This window comes from Pseudomonas sp. SG20052 (genome assembly GCF_031766055.1).
GTDB classification, from domain to species: Bacteria; Pseudomonadota; Gammaproteobacteria; order Pseudomonadales; family Pseudomonadaceae; genus Aquipseudomonas; species Aquipseudomonas mandelii.
The window spans coordinates 2,689,399-2,712,010 of the sequence record NZ_CP134498.1 but is presented as its reverse complement, the minus strand read 5'-3'; the positions used below and the strand labels follow the sequence as shown (position 1 = coordinate 2,712,010).

Below are 22,612 nucleotides of genomic sequence, written 5' to 3'. Positions count from 1 at the left end.
AACCGTTGCGTAAACACAATCGCGGTTTTGTTTTCTGGCAAACTCCCCGGCGTCTCCCCCAGAGCAGTCAGCCCATGCCCTTCGCCCTTGTCTCAAAAGGTTCACTCCTCACGCCTGAGCAGCCCGACGTAACCGTGCCCTGGTGGAGTTTCACCAAGACAGTTCTCGCCGCCGCAGCGTTGTCGCTGGTGCGTGATGGATTGATCGGTCTGGATGAGGGAGTGCCTGAAGGCCCGTTCACGTTGCGTCAACTGCTGCGGCATGAAGCCGGATTGGCGGATTACAGTGAACTCGCCGATTACCACACCGCCGTCGCGCGCCATGAGACACCGTGGTCAGCCGCCGAAATGCTGCAGCGTCTTGATGCGACCAGGTTACGTTATGCACCCGGAGACGGCTGGCGATACTCGAACGTCGGCTACTTGTTCATCGCCAGGCTCATTGCGCGCGTCACGGGGCTGAGACTTGAAGAAGCGCTGACGCAACGCGTGTTTGCCCCGCTCGGTTTATCGCGCATCCGCCTCGCCACGACCCGCGCCGATCTGGCGTACGTCAACATGGGAGCGGCTTCGACTTACGACCCGGGCTGGGTTTATCACGGTTTGCTGGTCGGCCCGCTTGTTGAAGCGGCCCTGTGTCTGGATCGTCTATTGGACGGGCATCTGTTGCCGCAATCACTGCTGCGGGAGATGCAAACGGTACGCACGCTGGGCGGACCGATCGCTGGGCGTCCCTGGGTTGCTCCGGGATACGGCCTCGGTCTGATGCAGGGCACGGTGGAAAGTGGCCTGACCTTGAGTGGTCACACGGGAGCCGGACCGGGCAGCATCATTGCGGTTTACCGCTGCATTGATGGAAACCGCACGGCGAGTTGCGCGGTATTTGATGAGGGTGGCGATGAAGGCGCTGTGGAGGCCGAGGTCGTGCGCCACCTGATATGCGCGGCACTTGAATAAACCTGAAAATCACCTGACCGCCCTTCCTCAAAAAAGGAGCGTTGAGGCCTCGATACGTTGAACTCACCAATATCCTGTGGCGAGGGAGCTTGCTCTCGCTGGGGCGCGAAGCGGCCCCAAAATCCGCAACCCGGATCATTCAGATAAACCGCGTGCACTGGATTTACGAATGCTGCGCAGCCGAACGGGAGCAAGCTCCCTCGCCACAGGTCAGAAGCGGTCACACCTCAATGTGTGGAATTCACAAGTAAGTTATTGATCACGTTGAATGTGCATCAGTAACTGGCGACTTGCGCCCCATTACCAGACGTCACCAACGCCTTCAACGACGCATCAAACTGCTTCAACGCATTTATCTGCACCGCATTTTGCTGGTCGATTTGCGCAGCAATTTCCGGGGCAGCTTTGCCATGCACCCACACCGAAGGCATCTGCTGCTCACGTGAGCCTTCAGCCTTGCCGATGTATTGCAGGTTCGAGTCGTAGAACTTGGCGAGGAATCGCGCTTCGACCTGGTTGTTGCGCTTGGACACCAGACGGTTGTAGGTGTCGAGCATCACCACCACATCGGGATGGGCTTGTACCAGGGCGTCGAGATTGTCGTAGACGGTCACCGAAGCAAATTGTTTTTGCAGCGACCCCATCAGCCAGTTGATCGCCCGCTTAGGATCGGAGCTGTTGACGAAGGCGCTGCTGATGCGCGAATCCAGCGCCGGGTTCTTCGCACCATTCAGCGCGACCGAATGGTACTGCTCAAGGTATTCGATCGTGTTGAGGGTGTTTTCGCTGTAGAGCACGCCCACCGACTGAGTGGGTTGCAAGCTCGCGGGGCTATCGCCCATCGGCAGGAAATGGCAGGACGGATCGGCCGCGTAGGCCGGCACGGTGGCGGCAATACTGCCGGTCAATACGGCGACAAGGGCCAGCAAGGTAGAGATTCTCATCGCGCAGGTTCCTTCAGAGGCGACTTTGGTATGACGCTATCCTCCTCTCATGACAAAAAAACAGAACTTGCATTCCTTGATGGTGATTATTGATTAAACGAATGGTTGCGTACCGAGGCGTCAGGCGTGACTCCGTGGGGTGAGAAGTGACGTCGAGTGGATATCTGCGTGAAGCCGATTATGCTTCAAGAAACCTTGCAGCGATGCGAGGCGGTCAACCTGTGTGCATGCTTCGTGCAATCCGTAATCCGACGACATCAGCCCAAGGGCCTGGGTGCGGCAAAGAGGTAACAAGGTACTCCGGCCTATAACAAGAACGACGGAGAAGACTCATGGCCGCAATCGACAACATCTCCACGGGCAGCGCGCCCCAACGCGGTATAACCAAGGAGGAGCGCAAGGTCATTTTTGCCTCGTCCCTGGGCACCGTGTTCGAGTGGTACGACTTCTACCTTTACGGCTCCCTGGCCGCGATCATCGCCAAGCATTTTTTTGCCGGGGTCAATGAGACAACGTCCTTCATCTTCGCGCTGCTCGCGTTCGCTGCGGGTTTCGCGGTGCGTCCCTTCGGCGCCATCGTGTTCGGGCGCCTGGGTGACATGATCGGGCGCAAGCACACGTTCCTCATCACCATTGTGATCATGGGTGTCTCCACCGCCGTCGTCGGTTTTCTGCCCGGCTACGCGACCATTGGCGTGGCGGCGCCGATCATCCTGATCACCTTGCGCCTGTTGCAAGGCCTGGCGCTGGGCGGTGAGTACGGTGGCGCGGCGACCTACGTCGCGGAGCATGCGCCAAAAGGCAAACGCGGTTATTTCACCTCATGGATTCAAACCACCGCGACCCTGGGCCTGTTCCTTTCGCTGCTGGTGATCCTTGCTTGCCGGACGATCCTGGGCAACGAAGCTTTCGAGGCCTGGGGCTGGCGGATTCCGTTTCTGCTGTCGATCCTGCTGCTGATTGTGTCGGTGTACATCCGCTTGCAGCTCAGCGAATCACCGGTATTCGTGAAAATGAAGGCAGAGGGCAAGTCTTCCAAGGCGCCGCTGACCGAATCCTTCGCCCGCTGGGATAACCTGAAAATCGTGATCATGGCCCTGCTCGGCGGTACGGCCGGCCAGGCGGTCGTCTGGTACACCGGGCAGTTTTACGCGCTGTTCTTCCTGCTGCAGACACTGAAGATCGACGCGCAGACGGCTAACCTGCTGATTGCTGGCTCGCTGCTGATCGGCACGCCGTTCTTCGTCATCTTCGGCAGCCTGTCCGACCGTATCGGCCGCAAAGGCATCATCATGGCCGGCTGCATCCTCGCAGCAGTGACCTACTTCCCGATCTTCCATGCGTTGACTCAGTACGGAAACCCCGACGTGTTCATCGCGCAGGAGAAGAACCCGGTCACGGTGATCGCCGATCCCGACCAGTGCTCGTTCCAGTTCGACCCGGTCGGCAAGGCCAAATTCACCAGTTCCTGCGACCTCGCCAAGACCGTGCTGGCCAAACGGGCCATCCCCTACAAGAACGAAAAGGCTGAACCGGGCACGGTCGCGCAGGTGCGCATCGGCGATAAAGTGCTTCAGAGTTTCGAGGGCACCGGCATGCCGGCCGCCGACTTCAAGGCCAAGAACGACGCGTTCACCGCCACTCTCGGCACCGCCCTCAAAGAAGCCGGTTACCCCGAGAAAGCCGACCCGGCCAAGACCAACTACCCGATGGTGCTGTTGCTTCTGACCATCCTCGTGATCTACGTGACCATGGTCTACGGTCCGATTGCCGCCTGGCTGGTGGAACTGTTCCCGGCGCGCATCCGCTACACCTCGATGTCGCTGCCCTACCACATCGGCAACGGCTGGTTCGGCGGTTTCCTGCCGACGGTCGCGTTCGCCATGGTCGCGGCCACGGGTGATATCTACTACGGCCTCTGGTACCCGATTGTCATCGCCGTGATGACCGCCGTCCTGGGCATATTCTTCATGCCGGAAACCAAGGATCGGGAGATTCATCACACATAAAACGGACACCTGCCCTCTCGTGAGCGAGAGGGCAGCCCTTTTAACTGCGCGCTGATGGATTAAATGCCGTCGCGGCTCAAAAACGAATTGAACCCCACGCCTCATCGTGTTTTCGAAACTCCATAAGCGCCGATCTTTGATCACGAGCAGCGCCATTGGAGAGGAATTCCCGATGAACCGTAGACTGCTGTTTCTGTTCGCCAGCCTGAGCCCTACGCTGGTATTCGCTGAAGGCTGTGACGTCCTGACCCGATCCCAAAGCCCTTCCATTCCGGTGGTCGAGTCCCATAGTTGCTATGAGTACGAAGGCATGCCGGTAAATGCCATCGATTGGTCATGCAGCAACGAGAGCAAGGACATGCTCACCAGCACCAAGAAAAAAGTCGACCAGTGCGACGATCATTATCAGGCCTCCTGCATCGCGACCCTGACCCAGGAATCCCTGGCCAACCCTCACTCCACCAGCAAGGACAAGAACAGCAAGTCGCCGAACATCCCCGATAACGCCCAGATCACCACGTATTACTACGGTGCGGAACACTTGGCCCAATCGAAGACTGATTGCGAATCGGGCGGTGGACACTGGAAAGCGAAATGATGCCACTGGCTGATACGTCGCCGTTACATCGCGCGATTCGCTGTATCCGCGGTGTTACCTTACCGACCGTGTTGTCACTTCTGCGGTGCCCGGCGGGCCAATAGAGTATTGGCTTCGGTGTGTTGGCCGGGTCGAGAACGTCTTGACCCGACTGTCCGCCGATCCCCCCATCACGGAAGAGGTGACACCATGAGTTTCGTAACCGTTGAAAAAAACCAGAGCAGCGCCCCGTCGGAAGCCGATATGAAAAAGGCCATGACTGAATCTGGCGGCGAACCCGGGGAAGTCACCGGGACCAACGCGGCCCGGAAGCTGACTTACACCGGCACGGTCAATCACACCGTATATGAGAACAAGCTGATCGAGATTGCCAAGGGCAAACGAACCAGCTGGAACTTCGTCTGGGCCGACGCGAAGGTGAGTAGCCCGACTGCATGAAGCCACGGTGGGGCGGTCGCACGGCCGCTCCGCTGTTTCAACTCACAGATTCCCTTGATACAACCCGGTTACGCAGGCTGTTACCTTGCTGGTTTAACCGCCCTCCCCGCTGTAACGCCAAGACACTTCGCCGCCCTGAATCCTGCGCCTACTGTGAAGCCGTCAATGTGTTTAGAGGGTGCTGCCCGATCACTTGTCGGATTCGCTGCCCGCTGCCCATTGATTGCCCAACACAACCAAGGAAGAGGAAAGCCATGAGTAAGTCGAGCGCTGTAAGCAAGCAAGCTCTGCAACTTCACAATGATGTGCAAGAGGCCCTCAAGTCGTTCCAGAGCATTGCCCCCACGGCTCTGAAAACGTCGGACTACTGCAAGGTGTTGACGTCAACCCTGGCAGCCACGCAAAAGTCCGTCACGATCGAGATCGCAGCCGATGACCTGACCCTTCTCAAGCAGTCAGGCTACAAGCTGTGCTTCGCCAAGAAAGTCGGCAACGAAGCCTATAACGTTGTCTGGCAGTCCTATGACAAGTACCTGAGCAACAACGGCTTCAGCTGGACCCCGCAATACCAACTGTTCGGGTCCAATACTTTTCAGGCTGACGTGACGGTGAAGGTGTCGACCAACATCGTCACGATCGGCCTGGGGCAACAATCAATACTCAGCCCGGAAGGCTTGCTGGGCCAGGCGGTAACCGGCGGCCCAGACATATCCATTACCCTGGATAACGAATACGGCCCGATCCACCCCGGCATCAACCAGTTGTCAGTCGGCATCGACGGCACGCAGGTCAGCACGCCGATCTACGTCGCCACCAAGCAGGTGGTTACCGGCAACACTGTTTTGACCCCTGTCGAGACCATTCTCGTGTGGTTCGAGCAGAACGTGCAGACCAGCACCATGTTCAGCACGTCGCGGTCCAAGGCCATCGAAATCGACCTGACTGTCGTTAACGATGCAACCCGTCGCTACGAAGACGGTGCATGGAAAACCGTGTAATCGTCGCACCGGGGGCAACCTCGCGGTTGCCCCTTCCTCTCAAGAAACATCACCGCTTCCCCGGGCGAAATAGCCCGTCAACGACCGACAGATGGACTCCGCCAGATCTTCCTGGGTCGCGATGCCGTAAGGTTGATTGCGATCGAACTGCTCGGACCAGCGGATCCGCCCCTGTGCGACATCAATCAGGCGCACCGATGCCCGGACTCGGCTCGGTTCCACCCGCACGCTGCCCTCAAGGGAATAGTTACCGCGCCCGGCACGCACAACGTCCAGTGCCTTGACACTGGAGCGTGACACTTTCATCAACACGTGGTTGCCATGGCTTTGCGTCTGCTCGAACGACTCGAAAAGCCGGCAGCTCAATTCTTCAGACAAGCCCCTGGTGAAGTCATCGCCGTCACGGGTGATGCAGGTAAACGGCTGAATCTGCAAAACAGGATGACGCATCGAGATGGTTTTGGGTCTGATCCGCTGGTAAGCCAGCCGATAACAACCGGCCGGAATGCTCAGGCGTATCGGGTCTTGCTGCCCCAGGGTGGCGTAATGGATCGCGAGTTTGCGCCGCAACCGGCCCACCTGCACGCGCACCACCGGGTCGTCTCCGGTGCAGTAAACAGCCGGGTCACGGCGAAACACGGCGATGCCGATGGCATGCTCGGTGAGTGGGATAGTGGAAAACTGAAGTTCGTGATCGACCAGGAAACGCAGCAAGCTTCCCATGCGCCTGGACTTGGCAAACACCGGACTGGCCAGCAACAACGCCAGCACCCGCTCTATCTCTTCGTGATCGAGTGGCTCGGGAACGCCCTCGGCACTTGAATGGCCTACGTGCTTGATTACCATTGCCTGCCTCCGTGCAGGTTACCGACAATCGCTCGCCACCCCTGTAGAAGTGGATATTGATACTGAAGTCGTACTCCATGGCCACGCTCAACGCCCGATCCCGTAAAGGCTCGGACGCTGCAACGTCGAAGCTTAGCAGTGGTTACGCAATGGCGAAGATATTGTGCTGATCGCGGCGTTTGCCCGGGTAATCAGCAGCAACGCGTGGTGCATTGCTTGCCGCCGTAGCGGGCTTCCTGACGCTCGCGAAGAAACGCCGAATGGCTCATCACCGGTTCTTCGGGGTGTTTGAGCGCCATCTGGGCGACATAGTTGTCGTAATCAGGGACGCCGACCATCAAACGCGCGCTCTGGCTGAGGAAGCGGGCGGCTTGCTGCAGTTTACGGATCATGGCAACGCTCTCATTGTGAGGGGGGACAGGGCCATGAAAGCGCACTTTTGTATCTGGAATGTGTCCGTTCGGCCGAGATATGTATCGGAACCTGTAGGAGCCAGGCTTGCCGGCGAAGGCGTACTTGAGAGCGCCTTCGCCGGCAAGCCTGGCTCCTACAGGTCCGACGCTGATCCGTAGTTTTCTGCAACTTCTGATGCTGTACCAAAACCACCCCTCGTCCAACAATGAGCGAAACACGGCCACAGTTTGTTAATATCCACGCGCTTTTTTCGTCTGACTCATCAGGCGCTACAGATTTCCCGTCGCAACACAGGAATGCTTTTCCATGAGTACGTTGTTTACCCGCCGCACGGTCCTGCGCGGTATGGGCTTGTTGAGTCTTGGCCTGCTCGCCGGCTGCGATGACAGCTCCAGGCTGTCGTTCAAGTACGGCAAGGACCTCAGCGACAAGATCATGGGGCGTACCTTCAAGCTCAAAGACGCCCAGGGCGAAACGAAGATGCTCACCAGTTATCGCGGCCTGATGCCGATGGTGTTCTTCGGTTTCACCCAATGCCCGGCGGTCTGCCCCACGACCCTGGCCCGTGCGGCACAGGCCAAGAAACTGATGGGCCGAGACGGCGAGAAGCTGCAGGTGATCTTCATCACCCTCGACCCGGAACGCGACACGCCGCAAATGCTCGACGCCTACGTCAAGACGTTCGACCCGAGCTTCGAGGCGCTGCACGGCACGCTGGAAGAAACCGCCGCCACCGCCAAGGAGTTCGGCGTGTTCTTCGAAAAGATCCCGAGCGGTTCGACCTACACCCTTTCCCACACCGCGACCAGCTACGTCTTCGACTCCCGGGGCAACTTGCGCCTGGGGCTGTCCGCGTCCCTTACGGCTCAAGAGTGCGCAGAAGACCTGCTCACCGTCATGGAAGTCTGCTGATGAATTCGATCCACGCCAACACCGCTTTCTCGCGACGCGTCAAACAACTGGTCCTGGGGTGCGCCCTGATCGGCATGGCCTGGCAGGTATCGGCGCAAACCAGAGTGGACGACGCCTGGGTCCGCGCGACCGTTGCCGGCCAGCCATCGACCGGCGCCTTCATGACCCTGCAAGCCGACAGCGACAGCAAGCTGCTCAGCGTGCAATCGCCTGTCGCCAAAACCGTACAGATTCACCAATCCAGCATGAAAGATGATGTGATGAGCATGCGTCAGGTCGAGTCTGTCGAGCTGCCGGCCGGCAAGCCGGTGAGCTTTGATCCCCACGGCTATCACGTGATGCTGATGGACCTGACGGCGCAGGTGAAGGAAGGCGATAAAGTCCCGCTGATCCTGACCGTGGAAAACGCCAAGGGCGAGAAAGAGACGATTAAAGTGGAAGCCGAGGCCCGGGCACTCGGCATGGCTGATCACAGCAAGATGCATTAACGGTCGGGGTTTCTCGGGGCGAGCGGCTCTTATTTGACGAGTCGCTTCTCCTTGGAAGGCCGGTAGCCGAAATACGAGCTGTAGCACTTGCTGAAATGGCTCGGCGACACAAAGCCACACGCCACCAGCACGTCCACCTGGGACAGCTCCGTATGCTGGAGCAGCCGCCGCGCTTCGGTAATCCTCAGTTCCATGTAATACCGCTGTGGCGTAGTCCCCAGTTGCTCCTTGAACAACCGTTCGAGCTGTCGACGAGAACGACCCGCGTAGACCGCCAGTTGCTCCAGCTCCAACGGCTCTTCGAGGTTGGCGTCCATCAGCTTCACCACCTCGCGCAATGGCGCGCTCACACAGACATTTTCCGTAGGCTTGATGCGCCGGTAGCGCGACTCCTCGAACGCCAGGATGTCCTCGATCCCCTCGACAAGCGCTTTGCCGTAAAGGCCTTTGATCCAGTCCAGCGCCATGTGAAAGGCCCCGGACGGGCTCGAAGCCGTCAGCCGGTCTCGATCAATGATGTAGGGCTCGCTGCTGACCTGCGTGGCCTTGCAGAAATCCGCCAGCGCCGGGCGATGCTCCGGGTGAATCGCGCAACGGTAACCGTCCAGCAGACCGGCCTTCCCCAAAAACCATGCACCATTCCACAGCCCGGCCAGGCTGACGCCCTGGTCCGACGCCGTGCGCAACAGACTGATCAAGCCTTCGCTGGCCTTGAGTTCTGTCCGGTAGCCACCGCAGATCACCAGCAGGTCCAGCGCTTTGACCGTTGCGCAATCGATACGGGCATCGGGCCGAATGACCAGGCCCAGATCGCTGACGACTTCGCCATCGTTCAAACCAAAGGTGCGAGAAGAGAACGAGTCGGGTCGTAGCAGATTGGCCGTGACGACCGTATCCAGCGCCTGGGTGAACGCCGGCAGCGAGAAATGTTCGAGCAGCAGAAAGCCTGCGCGGACCGTTTGCTGGGTCCCATCAGGGTGTTCATTGAGATAGCGAAGGTTTTTGCCCTTCATGCCTCCGCTGAATTGGCGTCGTTCGATCAATGCTCGATCCACTCCATTACATTACCCAACCGGTTGTATGGTGCGCTGATAAAGCGCCATGTTAACCCGTGGCGCCTCTTCGGCGTATCCACCCGAGCGCCATACGGCGCTCTGCCTCAGTTATTTATACTCAAATGCCAGCTTAATAATATTTTACCGATACCAGGGTCATCCCTAGTCTTGAGCCCAAGAAATGGCGGGGCGTTCGCGACCTCACTCCAACTTCGAAGGGTATTGAGATGACCACTGAAAAAATAAAAACAGATACGCTGATTGTTGGCGCCGGTCAGGCTGGCGTGGCCATGAGTGAACACTTGAGCAAACTCGGGGTGCCGCACCTGGTGCTGGAGCGCAGCCGCATTGCCGAGCGTTGGCGCACCGGGCGCTGGGATTCGCTGGTGGCCAATGGTCCGGCGTGGCATGACCGGTTCCCGGGTCTTGATTTCGACGACCTCAGCCCCGACGAATTTGCCCCGAAAGAACGCGTCGCCGATTACTTCGAAGCCTACGCCAGGAAATTCAACGCGCCGATCCGCACCGGCGTCGACGTGCTGAAAGTCGAGCGCAATGTCGGTCGCCCGGGTTTCACCATTGAAACCTCTGAAGGCGTGATTGAGGCCAACCGCGTGGTGGCGGCCACCGGGCCTTTCCAGCGGCCGGTCATTCCGCCGATTGCGCCGAAAGATCAGCCTTTCATGCAGATCCACTCGGCCGACTACCGCAACCCGGCGCAACTGCCTGAAGGCGCGGTGCTGGTGGTCGGCGCGGGTTCGTCCGGCGTGCAGATTGCCGATGAATTGCAGCGTGCGGGGAAGAAGGTTTACCTCTCCGTCGGCGCCCACGACCGCCCTCCTCGCGCTTACCGCAACCGTGATTTCTGCTGGTGGCTGGGTGTGCTGGGCGAGTGGGATCAGGCGGCGATGAAACCGGGACGGGAGCACGTGACCATCGCGGTCAGCGGTGCCCATGGCGGGCGCACGGTGGACTTCCGTGGACTCGCCCATCGCGGCATGACGCTGGTGGGTCTGACTCAATCGTTCAACGGTAACGTAGCGACGTTCCAGCCGAATCTGGCGGACAACCTGGCGCGTGGCGATGAGAACTACCTGGCGCTGCTAAATGCCGCCGACGCTTATATCGAACGCAACGGCCTGGACCTGCCGGAAGAACCTGAAGCCCGCCACGTGTTCCCGGATCCCGAATGCGTGACCCACCCGATTCTTGAACTCGACCTGACCAAGGTCGGCGTCACCTCGATCATCTGGGCCACCGGTTTCGCCACGGATTACAGCTGGCTCAAGGTCAATGCCTTCGACGACAACGGCAAGCCCCAGCATCAGCGCGGCGTGTCGAGCGAGGCTGGCGTGTATTTCCTCGGCCTGCCGTGGCAGTCCCGTCGCGGCTCTTCGTTTATCTGGGGTGTCTGGCACGACGCCAAGTACGTGGCGGATCACATCGCCATTCAGCGCTCTTACCTCGACTACCACGATGCGGCGCAACGCGAGGCTGAACAGCCCCCGGTCGCCCTCAAAACCACGGTCAGTGCCTAAGCCTTTTTCTGTCAGGAGCTAAAAATGTCCACGCCAACCCATACCCGTATTCGCATGTTCAACACCAAGGAAACCTACCCGAACCAGAGCCTGGACAATGACCTGTGCCAGGCGGTCCGGGCCGGCAATACCGTTTATGTTCGCGGCCAGGTCGGAACGGATTTCGAGGGCCGGCTGGTGGGTCTGGGTGACCCGCGTGCGCAGGCCGAGCAGGCCATGCGCAACGTCAAGCAGTTGCTGGAAGAGGCAGGCAGCGATCTCAGCCACATTGTGAAAACCACGACTTATCTGATTGACCCGCGGTATCGCGAGCCGGTGTATCAGGAAGTGGGCAAGTGGCTCAAAGGCGTGTTTCCGATTTCGACCGGGCTGGTGGTGTCGGCGCTGGGGCAGCCGCAGTGGCTGATGGAGATTGATGTGATTGCGGTGATTCCTGAGTGAGCCGTTAGACCGAGTCGCGGCCTTCGCGAGCAAGCTTCGCTCCTACGGTAGATCTCGATTTCATGCACGTCACCGATCATCTGCAGGAGCGAGCCTGCTCGCGAAGAGGCCCGCCCAGACACCACCTTCTCCAAGGCAAACCAAGGAGCTAAACCCATGACTTTCTCCATCGCCGCCCGATGCCCCGAAACCGGCCAGTTCGGCATTGCGATCAGTTCCTCCAGCATCGCCGTCGGCGCCCGTTGCCCCTGGCTGTTGCCGGGTGTCGGCGCCGTCTCCACACAAAACATCACCTTGCCGTCGTTAGGCCCGGAAGTGCTCGCCATGATGGAACAAGGCCTGGCGCCGGCCGAGGCGCTGGACAAAGTCCTGACCCGCAACGGCTACAGCCAATACCGTCAGATTACCGCCATCGACCACCTCGGCCAGACCGCGCATTTCAGCGGCGCGCAAACCCTGGGCAACCACAACGCCGTGTCCGGTGAACAATGCGTCGCCGCCGGCAACATGCTTGCCGACCGTTCGGTTATCGAGGCCATGGTCCAAGCGTTCGAACACGGCGAAGGACAACTCGCCGACCGCTTGCTCGCTGCCATGAAAGCGGCCATCGCCGCCGGTGGCGAAGCCGGGCCGGTGCATTCGGCGGCGATGGTGGTGGTCGGCGAACTGACCTGGCCGATCATCAACCTGCGGGTCGATTGGGCGGACGAAAATCCCATCGGCCAGCTGGAAAAACTTTGGGACGCTTATCGCCCGCAAGTTCAGGACTACATCGACCGCGCCCTCGCCCCCGACAAGTCCCCCGGCTACGGCGTCGCCGGAGACGACCGATGAGCAGCAGCCGTGATTTGCTGGAAACCCTGGTGGCGTTCGACACCACCAGCCGCGAATCCAACCTGCACCTGATCGAGTTCATCCGCGACTACCTCGAGGGTTTCGATGTGCCTTGCGAGCTGATTTACAACGAGCAGCGCAGCAAGGCCAATCTGTTCGCGACCATTGGCCCGGCGGATCGGCCGGGCATCGTGCTGTCGGGGCACACCGACGTGGTGCCCGTCGACGGCCAGCCGTGGACTGTTGCGCCGTTTGAACTCACCGAGCGCGGCGGCAAACTGTTCGGGCGCGGCACGGCGGACATGAAAGGCTACATCGCTTGTGTACTGGCCCTCGTTCCGTCGCTGGTGAACGCCCGGTTGCGGCTGCCGGTGCACATCGCGCTTTCATACGATGAAGAGGTCGGCTGCCTCGGCGTGCGTTCGTTGCTGGCGGAGTTGGAACAGCGCCCAGTCAAACCGATGCTGTGCATTATCGGCGAGCCGACCGAGCTCAAGCCGGTGCTCGGGCATAAAGGCAAACTGGCGATGCGCTGCGATGTCCACGGTGAAGCGTGCCACTCCGCCTACGCGCCGCTGGGGGTCAATGCCATCGAATACGCCGCCGAACTGATTGGTGAGCTGGGGCGGATCGGCAACCGACTCAAAGCCCCCGAGCATCACGATGCGCGGTTCGATCCGCCGTTCAGCACTGTGCAAACCGGGGTGATTTGCGGTGGCAAGGCCTTGAACATCGTCCCCGCCGATTGCCGCTTCGACTTCGAAATCCGCGCGTTGCCCTCGTATGATCCGAGTGAAGTTGCACAGGCGTTGAAGGCCTTTGCCGAGCAACAGGTGTTGCCGCGCATGCGTGCCGTGAGTGAACAGAGCGAGATTCGATTCAGCCAGTTGTCGGCGTATCCGGGATTGGCGACTGATGCACACAGCGAAGCGGCCGAGTTGATCGCCAGGTTCTGTGGCTCCCGAGCGTTCGGCACCGTGGCCTTCGGCACCGAGGGCGGCCTGTTCGATGCCGCCGGCATTCCCACCGTCGTCTGCGGCCCCGGCAGCATGGACCAGGGCCATAAACCCGACGAATTCGTCAGCCTCGAACAACTCACTGCCTGCGACGCCATGTTGCAACGGATGCTGCTATCGATCACTGAATAACAAAGATTCCGAACACCCAAAAAATCCCTGTGGGAGCTAGCCCGCCAGCGATAGCGATCTGACAGCCAAATCAATGTTGACTGTCAAATCGCTATCGCTGGCGGGCTAGCTCCCACAGGGTTTTGCGGTGACCAAACGACCTACTTTTTTTAACGTCTATACCCACAATCTTACTAATTTATCTATCCGCCCCCACCGCACATCATCACTCCAACAAGAAAAGCGTCGCCCCCGTGCGGCGCTCACCGAAGTACGTCCACGTACTCAAATTGCCTTGGAGTCCGTCATGGTTACCACCGCAACAACCGCCGCCCCGCTCATCGAAAAACACACCATCGGCTACGTGCCGCCCGAAGATCGCCACGGCAAGACCCGTGACCTGTTCACCCTCTGGTTCGGCGGCAACATCGCCCCGCTGCCCATCGTCACCGGCGCCCTTGGCGTGCAGATGTTCCACCTCAACCTGGTGTGGGGCATCGTCGCCATCCTCGTTGGCCACCTGGTCGGCGGCGTGCTGATGGCGCTGCACTCGGCGCAAGGCCCACAGATGGGCATCCCGCAGATGATCCAGAGCCGCACCCAGTTCGGCTCCCTCGGCGCCCTGCTGGTGGTGCTGATCGCCGGCATCATGTACATCGGCTTCTTCGCTTCCAACATCGTTCTTGCCGGCAAATCCCTGCACGGCGTGGTCGACAGCGTGCCGGTGCCGGTCGGCATCGTCATCGGCGCCCTCGGTTCCGGCATCATCGGCATCATCGGCTACCGGTTCATCCACGTACTCAACCGCATCGGCACCTGGGTGCTGGGCGCCGGCATCGTGCTTGGTTTCGGCTACATCTTCACCCACGTGCAGACCGCCGATTTCCTCACCCGTGGCAGCTTCAACATCTCCGGCTGGCTGGCCACCGTCTCCCTCGCCGCGCTCTGGCAAATCGCCTTTGCCCCCTACGTCTCCGACTACTCGCGCTACCTGCCGGCGAGCGTGCCGGTGGCCGCCACGTTCTGGACCACGTACCTGGGCACCGTCCTCGGCTCCAGCCTCTCGTTCATCTTCGGCGCCGTCGCCGTCCTCGCCACGCCCGTGGGCATGGACACCATGGACGCGGTCAAACTCGCCACCGGCTCCATCGGCCCGTTGATGCTCGTGTTGTTCTTGCTCAGCGTCATCAGCCACAACGCCCTCAACCTCTACGGCGCTGTGCTGTCGGTAATCACCCTGGTGCAAACCTTCGCCTACCGCTGGATCCCGACCGCCAAAAGCCGCGCCGTCCTCTCCGTCATCATCCTTGCCGCCTGCTGCTTCGCCGCCGTCGGCGCCTCTGCCAACTTCATCGGGCACTTCGTCGATATGGTGCTGGTGCTGCTCGTGGTACTGGTGCCGTGGACCGCGATCAACCTGATCGATTTCTACGCGATTCACAAAGGTCAGTACGACATCGATTCGATCTTCAAGGTCGATGGCGGGATCTATGGACGCTACAACCCGCAGGCGTTGCTGGCGTATGCAATCGGGATCGCGGTGCAGATTCCGTTCATGAACACGCCGCTGTACGTTGGGCCCATCTCCGAACACATCAACGGCGCTGACCTGTCCTGGCTGGTCGGCCTGCTCATCACCTCGCCGCTCTACTACTGGCTGGCCAACCGCGACAGCGCCTACAAACGCCGCCTCTCCACCGGAAAGCTCGCCAACTCGATCTAATGAACCCCCGCAATCCCTACAGGAGCGAGCCTGCTCGCGATGAGGCCCTGACAGTTAAACAGATGTGACTGACAGATCACCCTCGCGAGCAACCCAGCACAAGCCTCCACCAAAATTTAATGAACCCTGCCCACCACGGCTCACCTAACAAAAGGACTATCTGGAGGGTGACTCATGCAAATCGAAACAATCTGGATCGTGCTGACAGCCGTTCTGTTGCTGGTCGAGCTATGGGCAATCAACCGAGTGCGCAAAGCCGAAGGCAAATCGACCAACAAACTCTTGTGGATCGTGGTGATCGTGTTTGTGCCGCTGATTGGGGTGGTGGCGTGGGCATTGGCTGGACCGAAACACACCGACCACAACCCGCATTCACCCCAGGCCCGGCAATGAAGTCGGGAGGGTTCGCGATAACCCGCCTCTGATCGACAGGGGCGGGCCCACGGACGGCCGCTCGCCATACCCGGTAACTCACACTGACAACACTGAGATGCACGTACTTGACGCCTCACGCCATTAAGTGGGAAAACGTGCACGGCCCAAATGGAAGCGTTGGCGCACTTCAAGAATCAAGGAAGACTCATGAAAACCCTGGTGTGTTTGCTGATCGCCACCGGCGTCGGCACCGTGTTGCAATACGCCGGTATCCCCCACGGCCTGTTGTTGGGCTCGATACTCGCGAGCGCGTTGATCGCCAGCAATCTGCGATTTTCCCCCACCCTGCCCTTCAGCCTTGGCTATGTGCAAATTGTGCTGGGGATTGCGACCGGCTTGATGTTTACCTCGTGGGACAATCACACCGTGGCGGCCATGTTGCCCAGCCTCGGCTTCATGCTGCTGTGCCTGATGGTCCAGAGTTCCGTGGCCGGTTTCTGGTTGTTCAGAGTCTCGGGCTGGAACCTCAAGGACTCGCTGTTATCCGTGTACCCCGGCGCACTCGCCGCCGTCTTCGACTTGATCGAGTCTGAACGCGCGTCCAGCAAAGTGATCGTCGTGCACCTGGTCCGCCTGTTGTCGATCACCTTGCTGGTCAGTTTTTGCATTCCCGGGCATGTCGACGTGGCGCTGGCCCAGAGCAGCCCGCTGGGCGTGAGTACGGCGCTGACCCTGCTGTCGCTGATCGCCTTGTGCCTGCTGCTCGGCCGCGTGCTGTTGAGCGTCGGCGTGCCAGCGCCGTTCATGCTCACCGCCATCGTGCTCACCGCCGCCTGCATCAAGCTGGGCTACCTCCAGACATTCCACCTGCCGCAGTGGAGTATCGACTCCGCCTCCGTGCTGATCGGTGTGCTGATTGGCTCGAAATTCAAGGACATCACCTTCACCGAACTGGTCCGCCATGGCCGCACCGGGCTGCTCGCCGTCGGCCTCATGTTGCTGATCGCCGCCGCGTTTGCCGGTGTAGCCGGGCAGTTGCTGGGCAGCGATCCGCTGTCGTTGTGGCTGGCGTACATGCCGGGCGCCATTGAAACCATTGCCATCGTCGCGTTCAGTGGCGGGCTGAATGTGGTGTTTATCCTGACGCATCATTTGGTGCGGATGGTCGTGCTGCACTTTGCCCCGGCGCTGATTGTGCAGGCGCGGCGCTGGCGGGCGGAGTGATTGCCGAACTCAAATCGCAAACACCTCCCGATGTGGAGGCGTTTTGCTTTTTGCTGCCGGGAGGAAGGGACTAAACGGGAGAGATGGTGGCCAGGGCACCAATCAAAATGGTTAACACCAGAAATCCACCGAGGAAAATTGCCATCTTGCCCATGGGGCCTCCTACATTATGAGTTTACGGTGCAGTGACTGCGCGACTGCGGACCGTGCTGTCATTGTGAGCGTGAGGGTGGGTGCATGACAGAGGCAGATGGCGAAGGAAAATACGGATCAGATGCTGGACGTGTAGCCGCTGCCGAGCAGCGCGAGGCCTGTGGGAACGAGCTTGCTCGCGATGGCGGATTTACATTCAACAGAAATGTTGGCTGACCCACCGCCATCGCGAGCAGGCTCACTCCTACAGGGAGCAGCGGCGATAACAATACCTGTGGGACGACCCCATCCAATGTGGGTGCGAGCCTGCTCGCGATAGCGGATTTACATTCAACAGAAATGTTGGCTGATCCACCGCCATCGCGAGCAGGCTCACTCCTACAGGGGGTAGCGGCGATAACAATGGGACGGCACCATCCAATGTGGGAGCGAGCCTGCTCGCGATGGCGGATTTACATTCAATAGAAATGTTGGCTGATCCACTGCCATCGCGAGCAGGCTCACTCCTACAGGGAGCAGCGGCGATAACAATACCTGTGGGATGGCACCATCCAATGTGGGAGCAAGCTTGCTCGCGATAGCGGATTTATATTCAACAGAAATGTTGGCTGATCCACCGCCATCGCGAGCAGGCTCACTCCTACAGGGGGCAGCGGCGATAACAATACCTGTGGGATGGCACCATCCAATGTGGGAGCAAGCTTGCTCGCGATAGCGGATTTATATTCAACAGAAATGTTGGCTGATCCACCGCCATCGCGAGCAGGCTCACTTCTACAGGGGGCAGCGGCGATAACAATACCTGTGGGATGGCACCATCCAATGTGGGAGCGAGCTTGCTCGCGATGGCGGATTTACATTCAACAGAAATGTTGCCTGACCCACCGCCATCGCGAGCAGGCTCACTCCTACAGGGAGCAGCGGCGATAACAATACCTGTGGGACGACACCATCCAATGTGGGAGCGAGCCTGCTCGCGATAGCGGATTTACATTCAACAGAAATGTTGGCTGATCCACCGCCATCGCGAGCAGGCTCACTCCTACAGGGAGCAGCGGCGATAACAATACCTGAGGGACGACCCCATCCAATGTGGGAGCGAGCCTGCTAGCGATGGCGGATTTACATTCAATAGAAATGTTGGCTGATCCACCGCCATCGCGAGCAGGCTCACTCCTACAGGGAGCAGCGGCGATAACAATACCTGAGGGACGACCCCATCCAATGTGGGAGCGAGCCTGCTCGCGATAGCGGATTTACATTCAACAGAAATGTTGGCTGATCCACTGCCATCGCGAGCAGGCTCACTCCTACAGGGAGCAGCGGCGATAACAATACCTGTGGGACGACCCCATCCAATGTGGGAGCGAGCTTGCTCGCGATAGCGGATTTACATTCAACAGAGATGTTGCCTGACCCACCGCCATCGCGAGCAGGCTCACTCCTACAGGGAGCGGCGGCGATAACAATACCTGTGGGACGACCTCATCCAATGTGGGAGCGAGCCTGCTCGCGATAGCGGATTTACATTCAACAGAAATGTTGCCTGACCCACCGCCATCGCGAGCAGGCTCACTCCTACAGGGGGCAGCGGCGATAACAATACCTGTGGGACGACACCATCCAATGTGGGAGCAAGCCTGCTCGCGATAGTGGATTTGCATTCAACAGAAATGTTGCCTGACCCACCGCCATCGCGAGCAGGCTCACTCCTACAGGGATTGGTGATTTACGCCTTGGGCTCGACGTTATCCAGCGCCTGGTTCACGGCCAATTCCCCCAGCATCACCACTTGTGTGATCCCCAGCAGGGTCTTGCGGTGTGAGTTGTCCAACAGCGCGGCGAAGTTGCTGAGCATGGTGGTGGCCGAGCCCAGTGATTCGCTGGCGTTGGCCAGCAGGGATTCGGTGTCGTACTTGGGGTTGGCGAGGAACATGGGTTCGGGTTCGTGGGTGCTGGCCATGATGTGGGCCCCCGGGTTGAGGTAGTGGTCGAGGGCGCGCTCGGCGGCTTCGTGGAGTTTTTTCGAATCGAGGGATTCATAGGGGGATGCCGGATCGGTGTCCGGTGGGTTTGGCGTTGGTTTGATCATGGATGGAACTCTCTAGTTAACACATAAAGAAGAGCCATCACCCTCGCTACCAAACGAAGGGTGGCGGCCATACGCGGGTTGGTAGACCGGTAACTAGATGAACCCGGCGCCCCCGAAGGAGCCCTGCGCATGGCCACCATAAATCGGAGACGTGAACACGTCTGCGAACGATGCGCTATGCGTCTAGTTATACCGGGCTACCAAACCCGATCACTGTTTTTCAGTGACCCAGGAACGATAAAACCCGCGCCCCAGACGCACAAGCCGGCGGATTCTGTCTTACGTGTAGGGGGTGGCGCAAGGCGTTGTAGCCTCGATGCGGTAACAGCAAGCTTCATTTAAACGTGAGTGATTTTTTCTGTTTAAACAGACTGCGGGCAATCCTCATTCGATCATCACTTCAACAACCACCGCGACATCAACCGCGTCGTCAACGGCATCAGCCAATACACCATGTTGAACGATACCAACCCGGCTACCGTGACCTTGAATACCCAGACCGGCCATCGCAGATCAGCCAGTTCAAGCAGCACCGCCAACCCCCAAGGCAAGAACACCGTCAACGGCAAAACGATCATCCAAGACAGCACCCATTGCTTCCATCGCGCAACAGTCACCCGCCCCTGCACCGGTTCAAACCAGAATTTCGAATCATCGTCAGTACGGTGATAGTCCTGCCGCAACCAGGGCAATGACTCGCGCAACAACGCATGCCGCACCTGAGATTCCAGCCACGCCACAACGTGCCCCTTGCTGACAAAGCGCAAAATGATCGCGTAACGCAGGTGCGAGCCAACAGGCTTGACCACGTCCGTTGCCAGGTAACCCGGAAACTGCCGATGCGCGTCGATGGCCTTGTTCATCCACTGCTCATACAACGCCTGATGCTGCGGATTGACCTCATGCACAATCACGCTGACGCCAATCTCAGCCTCGATGCTCATGGTTGCTGCCGCCGGAGCAGCGCCCGTTGGTAGATGCGTTCGCGCGCCAGAATCATCGGGTCGTCACTGGGTGCAATGCCGTCGATCAAGCGACCGGGGTTGAAGTCGAGGCGCTGTTGGGCGGATTGCTGCTCCCCGGCCGGGACAAACGCATCGAGGGTCAGTATCCCCAGCTCAACTTCATCGTGGCTGCGCGACCAAGGGATCGAACCGTCCTCGATGGCATCCCCGGGCGCCGCCAACTGCACCACCAGACGCAACTTCACAGCGCCCCTGCCCAACCGTGCGCTGATTTCATCCTGCAAATAATCGGCAGGCAGCGCGGCGGCTTGCTGCTCACTCAATACTGGCTCCACTCGCAACGGTTCAATCCGGTATCGGCCGATATGCGCTTCACCCTGACGGTTGGTGAACACCAGGGCGTTGATGCCGAAGTACTCGATACCGGCGTAACTGCTCGGCGCGGGCTTGGGCGTTTGAAGGAAATGTTCGGCTCGGGGATGACTGGCCAGAAAGGTTTGCAGCGGCAGCGGGTCCGGCGGCGTGGCGACATTGGCGGCGATGCCTTGCAGAAAACTCAGGAAGTCTTCGGGGGTGGCCACCGGGAAGCCGTCGAACGAGTGGGTCACGATATCAGTGGACTCACCGTCCGGCAGGGCAAAACGAATGGCCAGGCCATGAGGACTGGCCATCGGGTCGCCGTCCTCGGTGGCGGGTACGCCGCTGAAGTTGGAGAACCGCAGCAACACCGGCACTGGTTGACCCTGCAAATGCGCCGCCCGACTCAATACCGGCGCGGGCGGCGATGCCATAAAGGTTCCGCTGAGCAGCACACCCTTGGCATGGGTCGCGCGAAAGCCCGGATGGTGGCCGAACGTTGCGGTCAGCGCGTCCAGTAAGGCGTCGTAAAGTCTGTCCTTGGACATGGGGGCACTTCTCATGGGTGACACATCATTTTCGTGGGCGGCAAAAGCGGAGGACGCAGTCAGCGTCCCCGCCAGCAGCGCGCCGATCATAAATCGGGTGGGCCGCATTAGATTCAGCCCTTGCGCAGGCCGGGATTGAGGGCGATGTGTTTGTACTCGACAAAATCATCCATGGCCGCCACGCCGTTCAGCCGCCCCTGCCCCGACTGTTTGAAACCGCCCTCTTCAAACTCGTCGTAGACCACGGCCCAGTCATTGACCCATACCGTGCCCGCCTCCAGTTCGCGAGCCACCCGCAGCGCGCGGTCGACATCGCGGGTCCAGACACTGGCGGCCAGGCCGAACTCGCTGTTGTTGGCCAGTTCGATGCCTTCGGCTTCGCTGTCAAACACTTGCAATGTCAGCACCGGGCCGAAGGTTTCGCGCTGGACGATGGCCATTTCGGGGTCGCTGACCCGCAGCAGCGTCGGGCGATAGAACGCACCCTTGGCCAACGGCCCCTCGGTCACCGGGCCACCGCGCACGATGACCTGGGCACCGGCGGTAATCGCCTCTTTGACGATTTGATTGACCCGTTGCACGTTGGGCTTATCGATCAACGGCCCCATCTCGCTGGCCGAGTCGGCGGCGGGCCCGGCGCGCACTGCGTCCAGTTTTGCGGCCAAACGCTCAGTCAACACCGTGGCGATATCCCGTTGCACCAACAGCCGCGAACCGGTCATGCAGAACTGGCCGGCGAATACCGTCAGGGCTTTCACCAGGGTCGGCACGGCCGCGTCCAGGTCGGCGTCGTTGAACACCAGCATCGGCGTTTTTCCACCGAGCTCCAGGCCAAAACGCTTGAGGTGCTGGGCACCCGCGGCGGAAATCGCCCGGCCGGTGCTGGTGCTGCCGGTGAAACTGATCACCGGAACACGCGGTGATTCCACCAGATGGATCGAGCCCGCCGCGCCCTGCTCGCTGAACAGATTGATCACGCCACGGGGCAGCGACAGCGCCTCGCTCATGATCCGCGCCACCAGGCAGTTGGTCTGGGCGGTTTGCCCGGGCATCTTGATGACCGTGGTGCAACCGGCCGCCAGCGCCGGAGCCAGCGAGCGGATCATCAAGACCACCGGCGAGTTCCACGGCACGATGATGCCCGCCACGCCCACCGCCTGACGAATCACCAGGGAAATCCTGCCGGGTTTTGGCTCCGCCGCACGCCCGTATTCGGCACGCGCCAGGGCCGCGTAATAGCGCAACTTGGAGGGCACCATGCCGACTTCAAACTCGGCTTCGGGCCGAATCTTGCCGTTCTCCAGTGCCAGAGTGTCGATCAGCTCATCGGCGTTGCGCTCGAAGGCATCCGCTAGCTCAAGCAAGACCTGAGCGCGCAAGTGTCGGTCATCTTTCCAGGGCGATTCGGCAAATGCCCGTTGCGCGGCCTCGATGCCGGCTTGCGCTTCGTTCAAGCCGCCTTCGGCGTATCGGCCGATCAGCTCGTAAGTCGCCGGGTCGATGGAGTCTTTGTAAACACCGGAGTCCAGCCATTGGCCGTCGATCCAGTTCAATACCGGGGTGCTGTTCATAGAGGC

At 59.8% G+C, this 22,612-nt stretch carries 22 protein-coding genes; 14 read left to right on the top strand and 8 right to left on the bottom strand.

Translation table 11 applies throughout. The features are described from left to right. The first annotated feature begins 74 nt into the window (after window positions 1-74). Window positions 75-956 (top strand): serine hydrolase domain-containing protein, encoded by an 882-nt coding sequence (locus tag RHP74_RS12390; protein ID WP_311099676.1) that lies wholly within the window; start codon window positions 75-77, stop codon window positions 954-956. Between the two features lie 275 nt (window positions 957-1,231). On the opposite strand, the gene RHP74_RS12385 is transcribed toward RHP74_RS12390, so the two are convergent. Beyond that, entirely contained in the window at window positions 1,232-1,900 is a 669-nt protein-coding gene (locus RHP74_RS12385; RefSeq protein WP_102595582.1) for an ATPase, read from the bottom strand. Window positions 1,901-2,232: 332 nt separating this feature from the next. On the opposite strand from RHP74_RS12385, the gene RHP74_RS12380 reads away from it, so the two are divergent. The 4 genes from RHP74_RS12380 (at window position 2,233) to RHP74_RS12365 (ending at window position 5,943) form a co-directional block, all read left to right on the top strand. After that, window positions 2,233-3,909 carry an MFS transporter gene (locus RHP74_RS12380; protein WP_311099673.1) on the top strand — a complete coding sequence of 559 codons (1,677 nt, stop codon included), beginning with the start codon at window positions 2,233-2,235 and terminating at the stop codon, window positions 3,907-3,909. Between the two features lie 172 nt (window positions 3,910-4,081). Continuing rightward, window positions 4,082-4,507, top strand: a complete 426-nt coding sequence (locus tag RHP74_RS12375) for a hypothetical protein (protein WP_311099671.1) — start codon at window positions 4,082-4,084, stop codon at window positions 4,505-4,507. Window positions 4,508-4,696: 189 nt separating this feature from the next. Next, on the top strand, window positions 4,697-4,945 hold the full coding sequence (locus RHP74_RS12370) for a hypothetical protein (RefSeq protein ID WP_083376984.1): 249 nt from the start codon (window positions 4,697-4,699) through the stop codon (window positions 4,943-4,945). A gap of 254 nt (window positions 4,946-5,199) precedes the next feature. Then, on the top strand, window positions 5,200-5,943 hold the full coding sequence (locus RHP74_RS12365; protein ID WP_311099669.1) for a hypothetical protein: 744 nt from the start codon (window positions 5,200-5,202) through the stop codon (window positions 5,941-5,943). A gap of 39 nt (window positions 5,944-5,982) precedes the next feature. On the opposite strand, the gene RHP74_RS12360 is transcribed toward RHP74_RS12365, so the two are convergent. After that, window positions 5,983-6,789 carry a hypothetical protein gene (locus RHP74_RS12360; RefSeq protein ID WP_311099668.1) on the bottom strand — a complete coding sequence of 269 codons (807 nt, stop codon included), beginning with the start codon at window positions 6,787-6,789 and terminating at the stop codon, window positions 5,983-5,985. A 191-nt stretch (window positions 6,790-6,980) separates the two neighbouring features. Beyond that, window positions 6,981-7,181 carry a YbdD/YjiX family protein gene (locus RHP74_RS12355; protein WP_010459510.1) on the bottom strand — a complete coding sequence of 67 codons (201 nt, stop codon included), beginning with the start codon at window positions 7,179-7,181 and terminating at the stop codon, window positions 6,981-6,983. 328 nt (window positions 7,182-7,509) lie between these two features. Here RHP74_RS12355 and RHP74_RS12350 point away from each other — a divergent pair, with 328 nt between their 5' ends. Then, window positions 7,510-8,115 carry an SCO family protein gene (locus tag RHP74_RS12350; RefSeq protein WP_010459508.1) on the top strand — a complete coding sequence of 202 codons (606 nt, stop codon included), beginning with the start codon at window positions 7,510-7,512 and terminating at the stop codon, window positions 8,113-8,115. Continuing rightward, window positions 8,115-8,603, top strand: coding sequence for a copper chaperone PCu(A)C (locus RHP74_RS12345; RefSeq protein WP_010459506.1), 489 nt, complete (start codon window positions 8,115-8,117; stop codon window positions 8,601-8,603). Before RHP74_RS12350 ends, RHP74_RS12345 begins: the two co-directional genes overlap by 1 nt. Window positions 8,604-8,632: 29 nt before the next feature. Here RHP74_RS12345 and RHP74_RS12340 read toward each other — a convergent pair whose 3' ends face one another. Beyond that, window positions 8,633-9,616, bottom strand: coding sequence for a GlxA family transcriptional regulator (locus RHP74_RS12340; protein ID WP_311100475.1), 984 nt, complete (start codon window positions 9,614-9,616; stop codon window positions 8,633-8,635). Between the two features lie 269 nt (window positions 9,617-9,885). On the opposite strand from RHP74_RS12340, the gene RHP74_RS12335 reads away from it, so the two are divergent. From RHP74_RS12335 to RHP74_RS12305, 7 genes are all read left to right on the top strand, one after another. Beyond that, the gene (locus RHP74_RS12335) at window positions 9,886-11,196 is read left to right on the top strand and encodes an NAD(P)/FAD-dependent oxidoreductase (protein ID WP_311099663.1); all 1,311 of its coding nucleotides are present in this window, start codon (window positions 9,886-9,888) and stop codon (window positions 11,194-11,196) included. A gap of 24 nt (window positions 11,197-11,220) precedes the next feature. After that, window positions 11,221-11,637: a RidA family protein gene (locus tag RHP74_RS12330; RefSeq protein WP_017338215.1), complete on the top strand. Its 417-nt coding sequence runs from the start codon at window positions 11,221-11,223 to the stop codon at window positions 11,635-11,637. Between the two features lie 156 nt (window positions 11,638-11,793). Further along, window positions 11,794-12,471 (top strand): DUF1028 domain-containing protein, encoded by a 678-nt coding sequence (locus tag RHP74_RS12325; protein ID WP_154912544.1) that lies wholly within the window; start codon window positions 11,794-11,796, stop codon window positions 12,469-12,471. After that, window positions 12,468-13,619: an acetylornithine deacetylase gene (gene argE / locus RHP74_RS12320; RefSeq protein WP_311099660.1), complete on the top strand. Its 1,152-nt coding sequence runs from the start codon at window positions 12,468-12,470 to the stop codon at window positions 13,617-13,619. Before RHP74_RS12325 ends, argE begins: the two co-directional genes overlap by 4 nt. 286 nt (window positions 13,620-13,905) lie before the next feature. After that, window positions 13,906-15,321 carry a cytosine permease gene (locus tag RHP74_RS12315; RefSeq protein WP_311099658.1) on the top strand — a complete coding sequence of 472 codons (1,416 nt, stop codon included), beginning with the start codon at window positions 13,906-13,908 and terminating at the stop codon, window positions 15,319-15,321. A gap of 174 nt (window positions 15,322-15,495) precedes the next feature. Continuing rightward, complete coding sequence (locus RHP74_RS12310; protein WP_010459492.1) at window positions 15,496-15,714, top strand: PLD nuclease N-terminal domain-containing protein; 219 nt, start codon at window positions 15,496-15,498, stop codon at window positions 15,712-15,714. A 189-nt stretch (window positions 15,715-15,903) separates the two neighbouring features. After that, the gene (locus RHP74_RS12305; protein ID WP_311099655.1) at window positions 15,904-16,920 is read left to right on the top strand and encodes an AbrB family transcriptional regulator; all 1,017 of its coding nucleotides are present in this window, start codon (window positions 15,904-15,906) and stop codon (window positions 16,918-16,920) included. 1,882 nt (window positions 16,921-18,802) lie between these two features. On the opposite strand, the gene RHP74_RS12300 is transcribed toward RHP74_RS12305, so the two are convergent. From RHP74_RS12300 to RHP74_RS12285, 4 genes are all read right to left on the bottom strand, one after another. Further along, a complete protein-coding gene (locus RHP74_RS12300; protein WP_077750329.1) occupies window positions 18,803-19,165 on the bottom strand; it encodes a DUF6124 family protein in 363 nt (120 codons plus the stop codon). 395 nt (window positions 19,166-19,560) lie between these two features. Then, window positions 19,561-20,109 (bottom strand): hypothetical protein, encoded by a 549-nt coding sequence (locus RHP74_RS12295; protein ID WP_154504346.1) that lies wholly within the window; start codon window positions 20,107-20,109, stop codon window positions 19,561-19,563. After that, on the bottom strand, window positions 20,106-21,035 hold the full coding sequence (locus RHP74_RS12290; protein WP_311099652.1) for a catalase family peroxidase: 930 nt from the start codon (window positions 21,033-21,035) through the stop codon (window positions 20,106-20,108). Before RHP74_RS12290 ends, RHP74_RS12295 begins: the two co-directional genes overlap by 4 nt. 113 nt (window positions 21,036-21,148) lie before the next feature. Then, on the bottom strand, window positions 21,149-22,606 hold the full coding sequence (locus RHP74_RS12285; protein WP_311099650.1) for an aldehyde dehydrogenase family protein: 1,458 nt from the start codon (window positions 22,604-22,606) through the stop codon (window positions 21,149-21,151). Window positions 22,607-22,612 lie beyond the last annotated feature (6 nt).

Excerpts from the sequence above, each read along its gene's own strand:
- RHP74_RS12295 (WP_154504346.1), bottom strand. The coding sequence starts at position 20,109 with ATGAGCATCGAGGCTGAGATTGGCGTCAGCGTGATTGTGCATGAGGTC.
- RHP74_RS12335 (WP_311099663.1), top strand. The coding sequence starts at position 9,886 with ATGACCACTGAAAAAATAAAAACAGATACGCTGATTGTTGGCGCCGGT.
- RHP74_RS12285 (WP_311099650.1), bottom strand. The coding sequence starts at position 22,606 with ATGAACAGCACCCCGGTATTGAACTGGATCGACGGCCAATGGCTGGAC.
- RHP74_RS12325 (WP_154912544.1), top strand. The coding sequence starts at position 11,794 with ATGACTTTCTCCATCGCCGCCCGATGCCCCGAAACCGGCCAGTTCGGC.
- RHP74_RS12305 (WP_311099655.1), top strand. The coding sequence starts at position 15,904 with ATGAAAACCCTGGTGTGTTTGCTGATCGCCACCGGCGTCGGCACCGTG.
- RHP74_RS12310 (WP_010459492.1), top strand. The coding sequence starts at position 15,496 with ATGCAAATCGAAACAATCTGGATCGTGCTGACAGCCGTTCTGTTGCTG.
- RHP74_RS12345 (WP_010459506.1), top strand. The coding sequence starts at position 8,115 with ATGAATTCGATCCACGCCAACACCGCTTTCTCGCGACGCGTCAAACAA.
- RHP74_RS12315 (WP_311099658.1), top strand. The coding sequence starts at position 13,906 with ATGGTTACCACCGCAACAACCGCCGCCCCGCTCATCGAAAAACACACC.
- RHP74_RS12300 (WP_077750329.1), bottom strand. The coding sequence starts at position 19,165 with ATGATCAAACCAACGCCAAACCCACCGGACACCGATCCGGCATCCCCC.
- RHP74_RS12380 (WP_311099673.1), top strand. The coding sequence starts at position 2,233 with ATGGCCGCAATCGACAACATCTCCACGGGCAGCGCGCCCCAACGCGGT.
- RHP74_RS12365 (WP_311099669.1), top strand. The coding sequence starts at position 5,200 with ATGAGTAAGTCGAGCGCTGTAAGCAAGCAAGCTCTGCAACTTCACAAT.
- argE (WP_311099660.1), top strand. The coding sequence starts at position 12,468 with ATGAGCAGCAGCCGTGATTTGCTGGAAACCCTGGTGGCGTTCGACACC.
- RHP74_RS12360 (WP_311099668.1), bottom strand. The coding sequence starts at position 6,789 with ATGGTAATCAAGCACGTAGGCCATTCAAGTGCCGAGGGCGTTCCCGAG.
- RHP74_RS12330 (WP_017338215.1), top strand. The coding sequence starts at position 11,221 with ATGTCCACGCCAACCCATACCCGTATTCGCATGTTCAACACCAAGGAA.
- RHP74_RS12385 (WP_102595582.1), bottom strand. The coding sequence starts at position 1,900 with ATGAGAATCTCTACCTTGCTGGCCCTTGTCGCCGTATTGACCGGCAGT.
- RHP74_RS12350 (WP_010459508.1), top strand. The coding sequence starts at position 7,510 with ATGAGTACGTTGTTTACCCGCCGCACGGTCCTGCGCGGTATGGGCTTG.
- RHP74_RS12340 (WP_311100475.1), bottom strand. The coding sequence starts at position 9,616 with ATGAAGGGCAAAAACCTTCGCTATCTCAATGAACACCCTGATGGGACC.
- RHP74_RS12290 (WP_311099652.1), bottom strand. The coding sequence starts at position 21,035 with ATGTCCAAGGACAGACTTTACGACGCCTTACTGGACGCGCTGACCGCA.
- RHP74_RS12355 (WP_010459510.1), bottom strand. The coding sequence starts at position 7,181 with ATGATCCGTAAACTGCAGCAAGCCGCCCGCTTCCTCAGCCAGAGCGCG.
- RHP74_RS12390 (WP_311099676.1), top strand. The coding sequence starts at position 75 with ATGCCCTTCGCCCTTGTCTCAAAAGGTTCACTCCTCACGCCTGAGCAG.
- RHP74_RS12375 (WP_311099671.1), top strand. The coding sequence starts at position 4,082 with ATGAACCGTAGACTGCTGTTTCTGTTCGCCAGCCTGAGCCCTACGCTG.
- RHP74_RS12370 (WP_083376984.1), top strand. The coding sequence starts at position 4,697 with ATGAGTTTCGTAACCGTTGAAAAAAACCAGAGCAGCGCCCCGTCGGAA.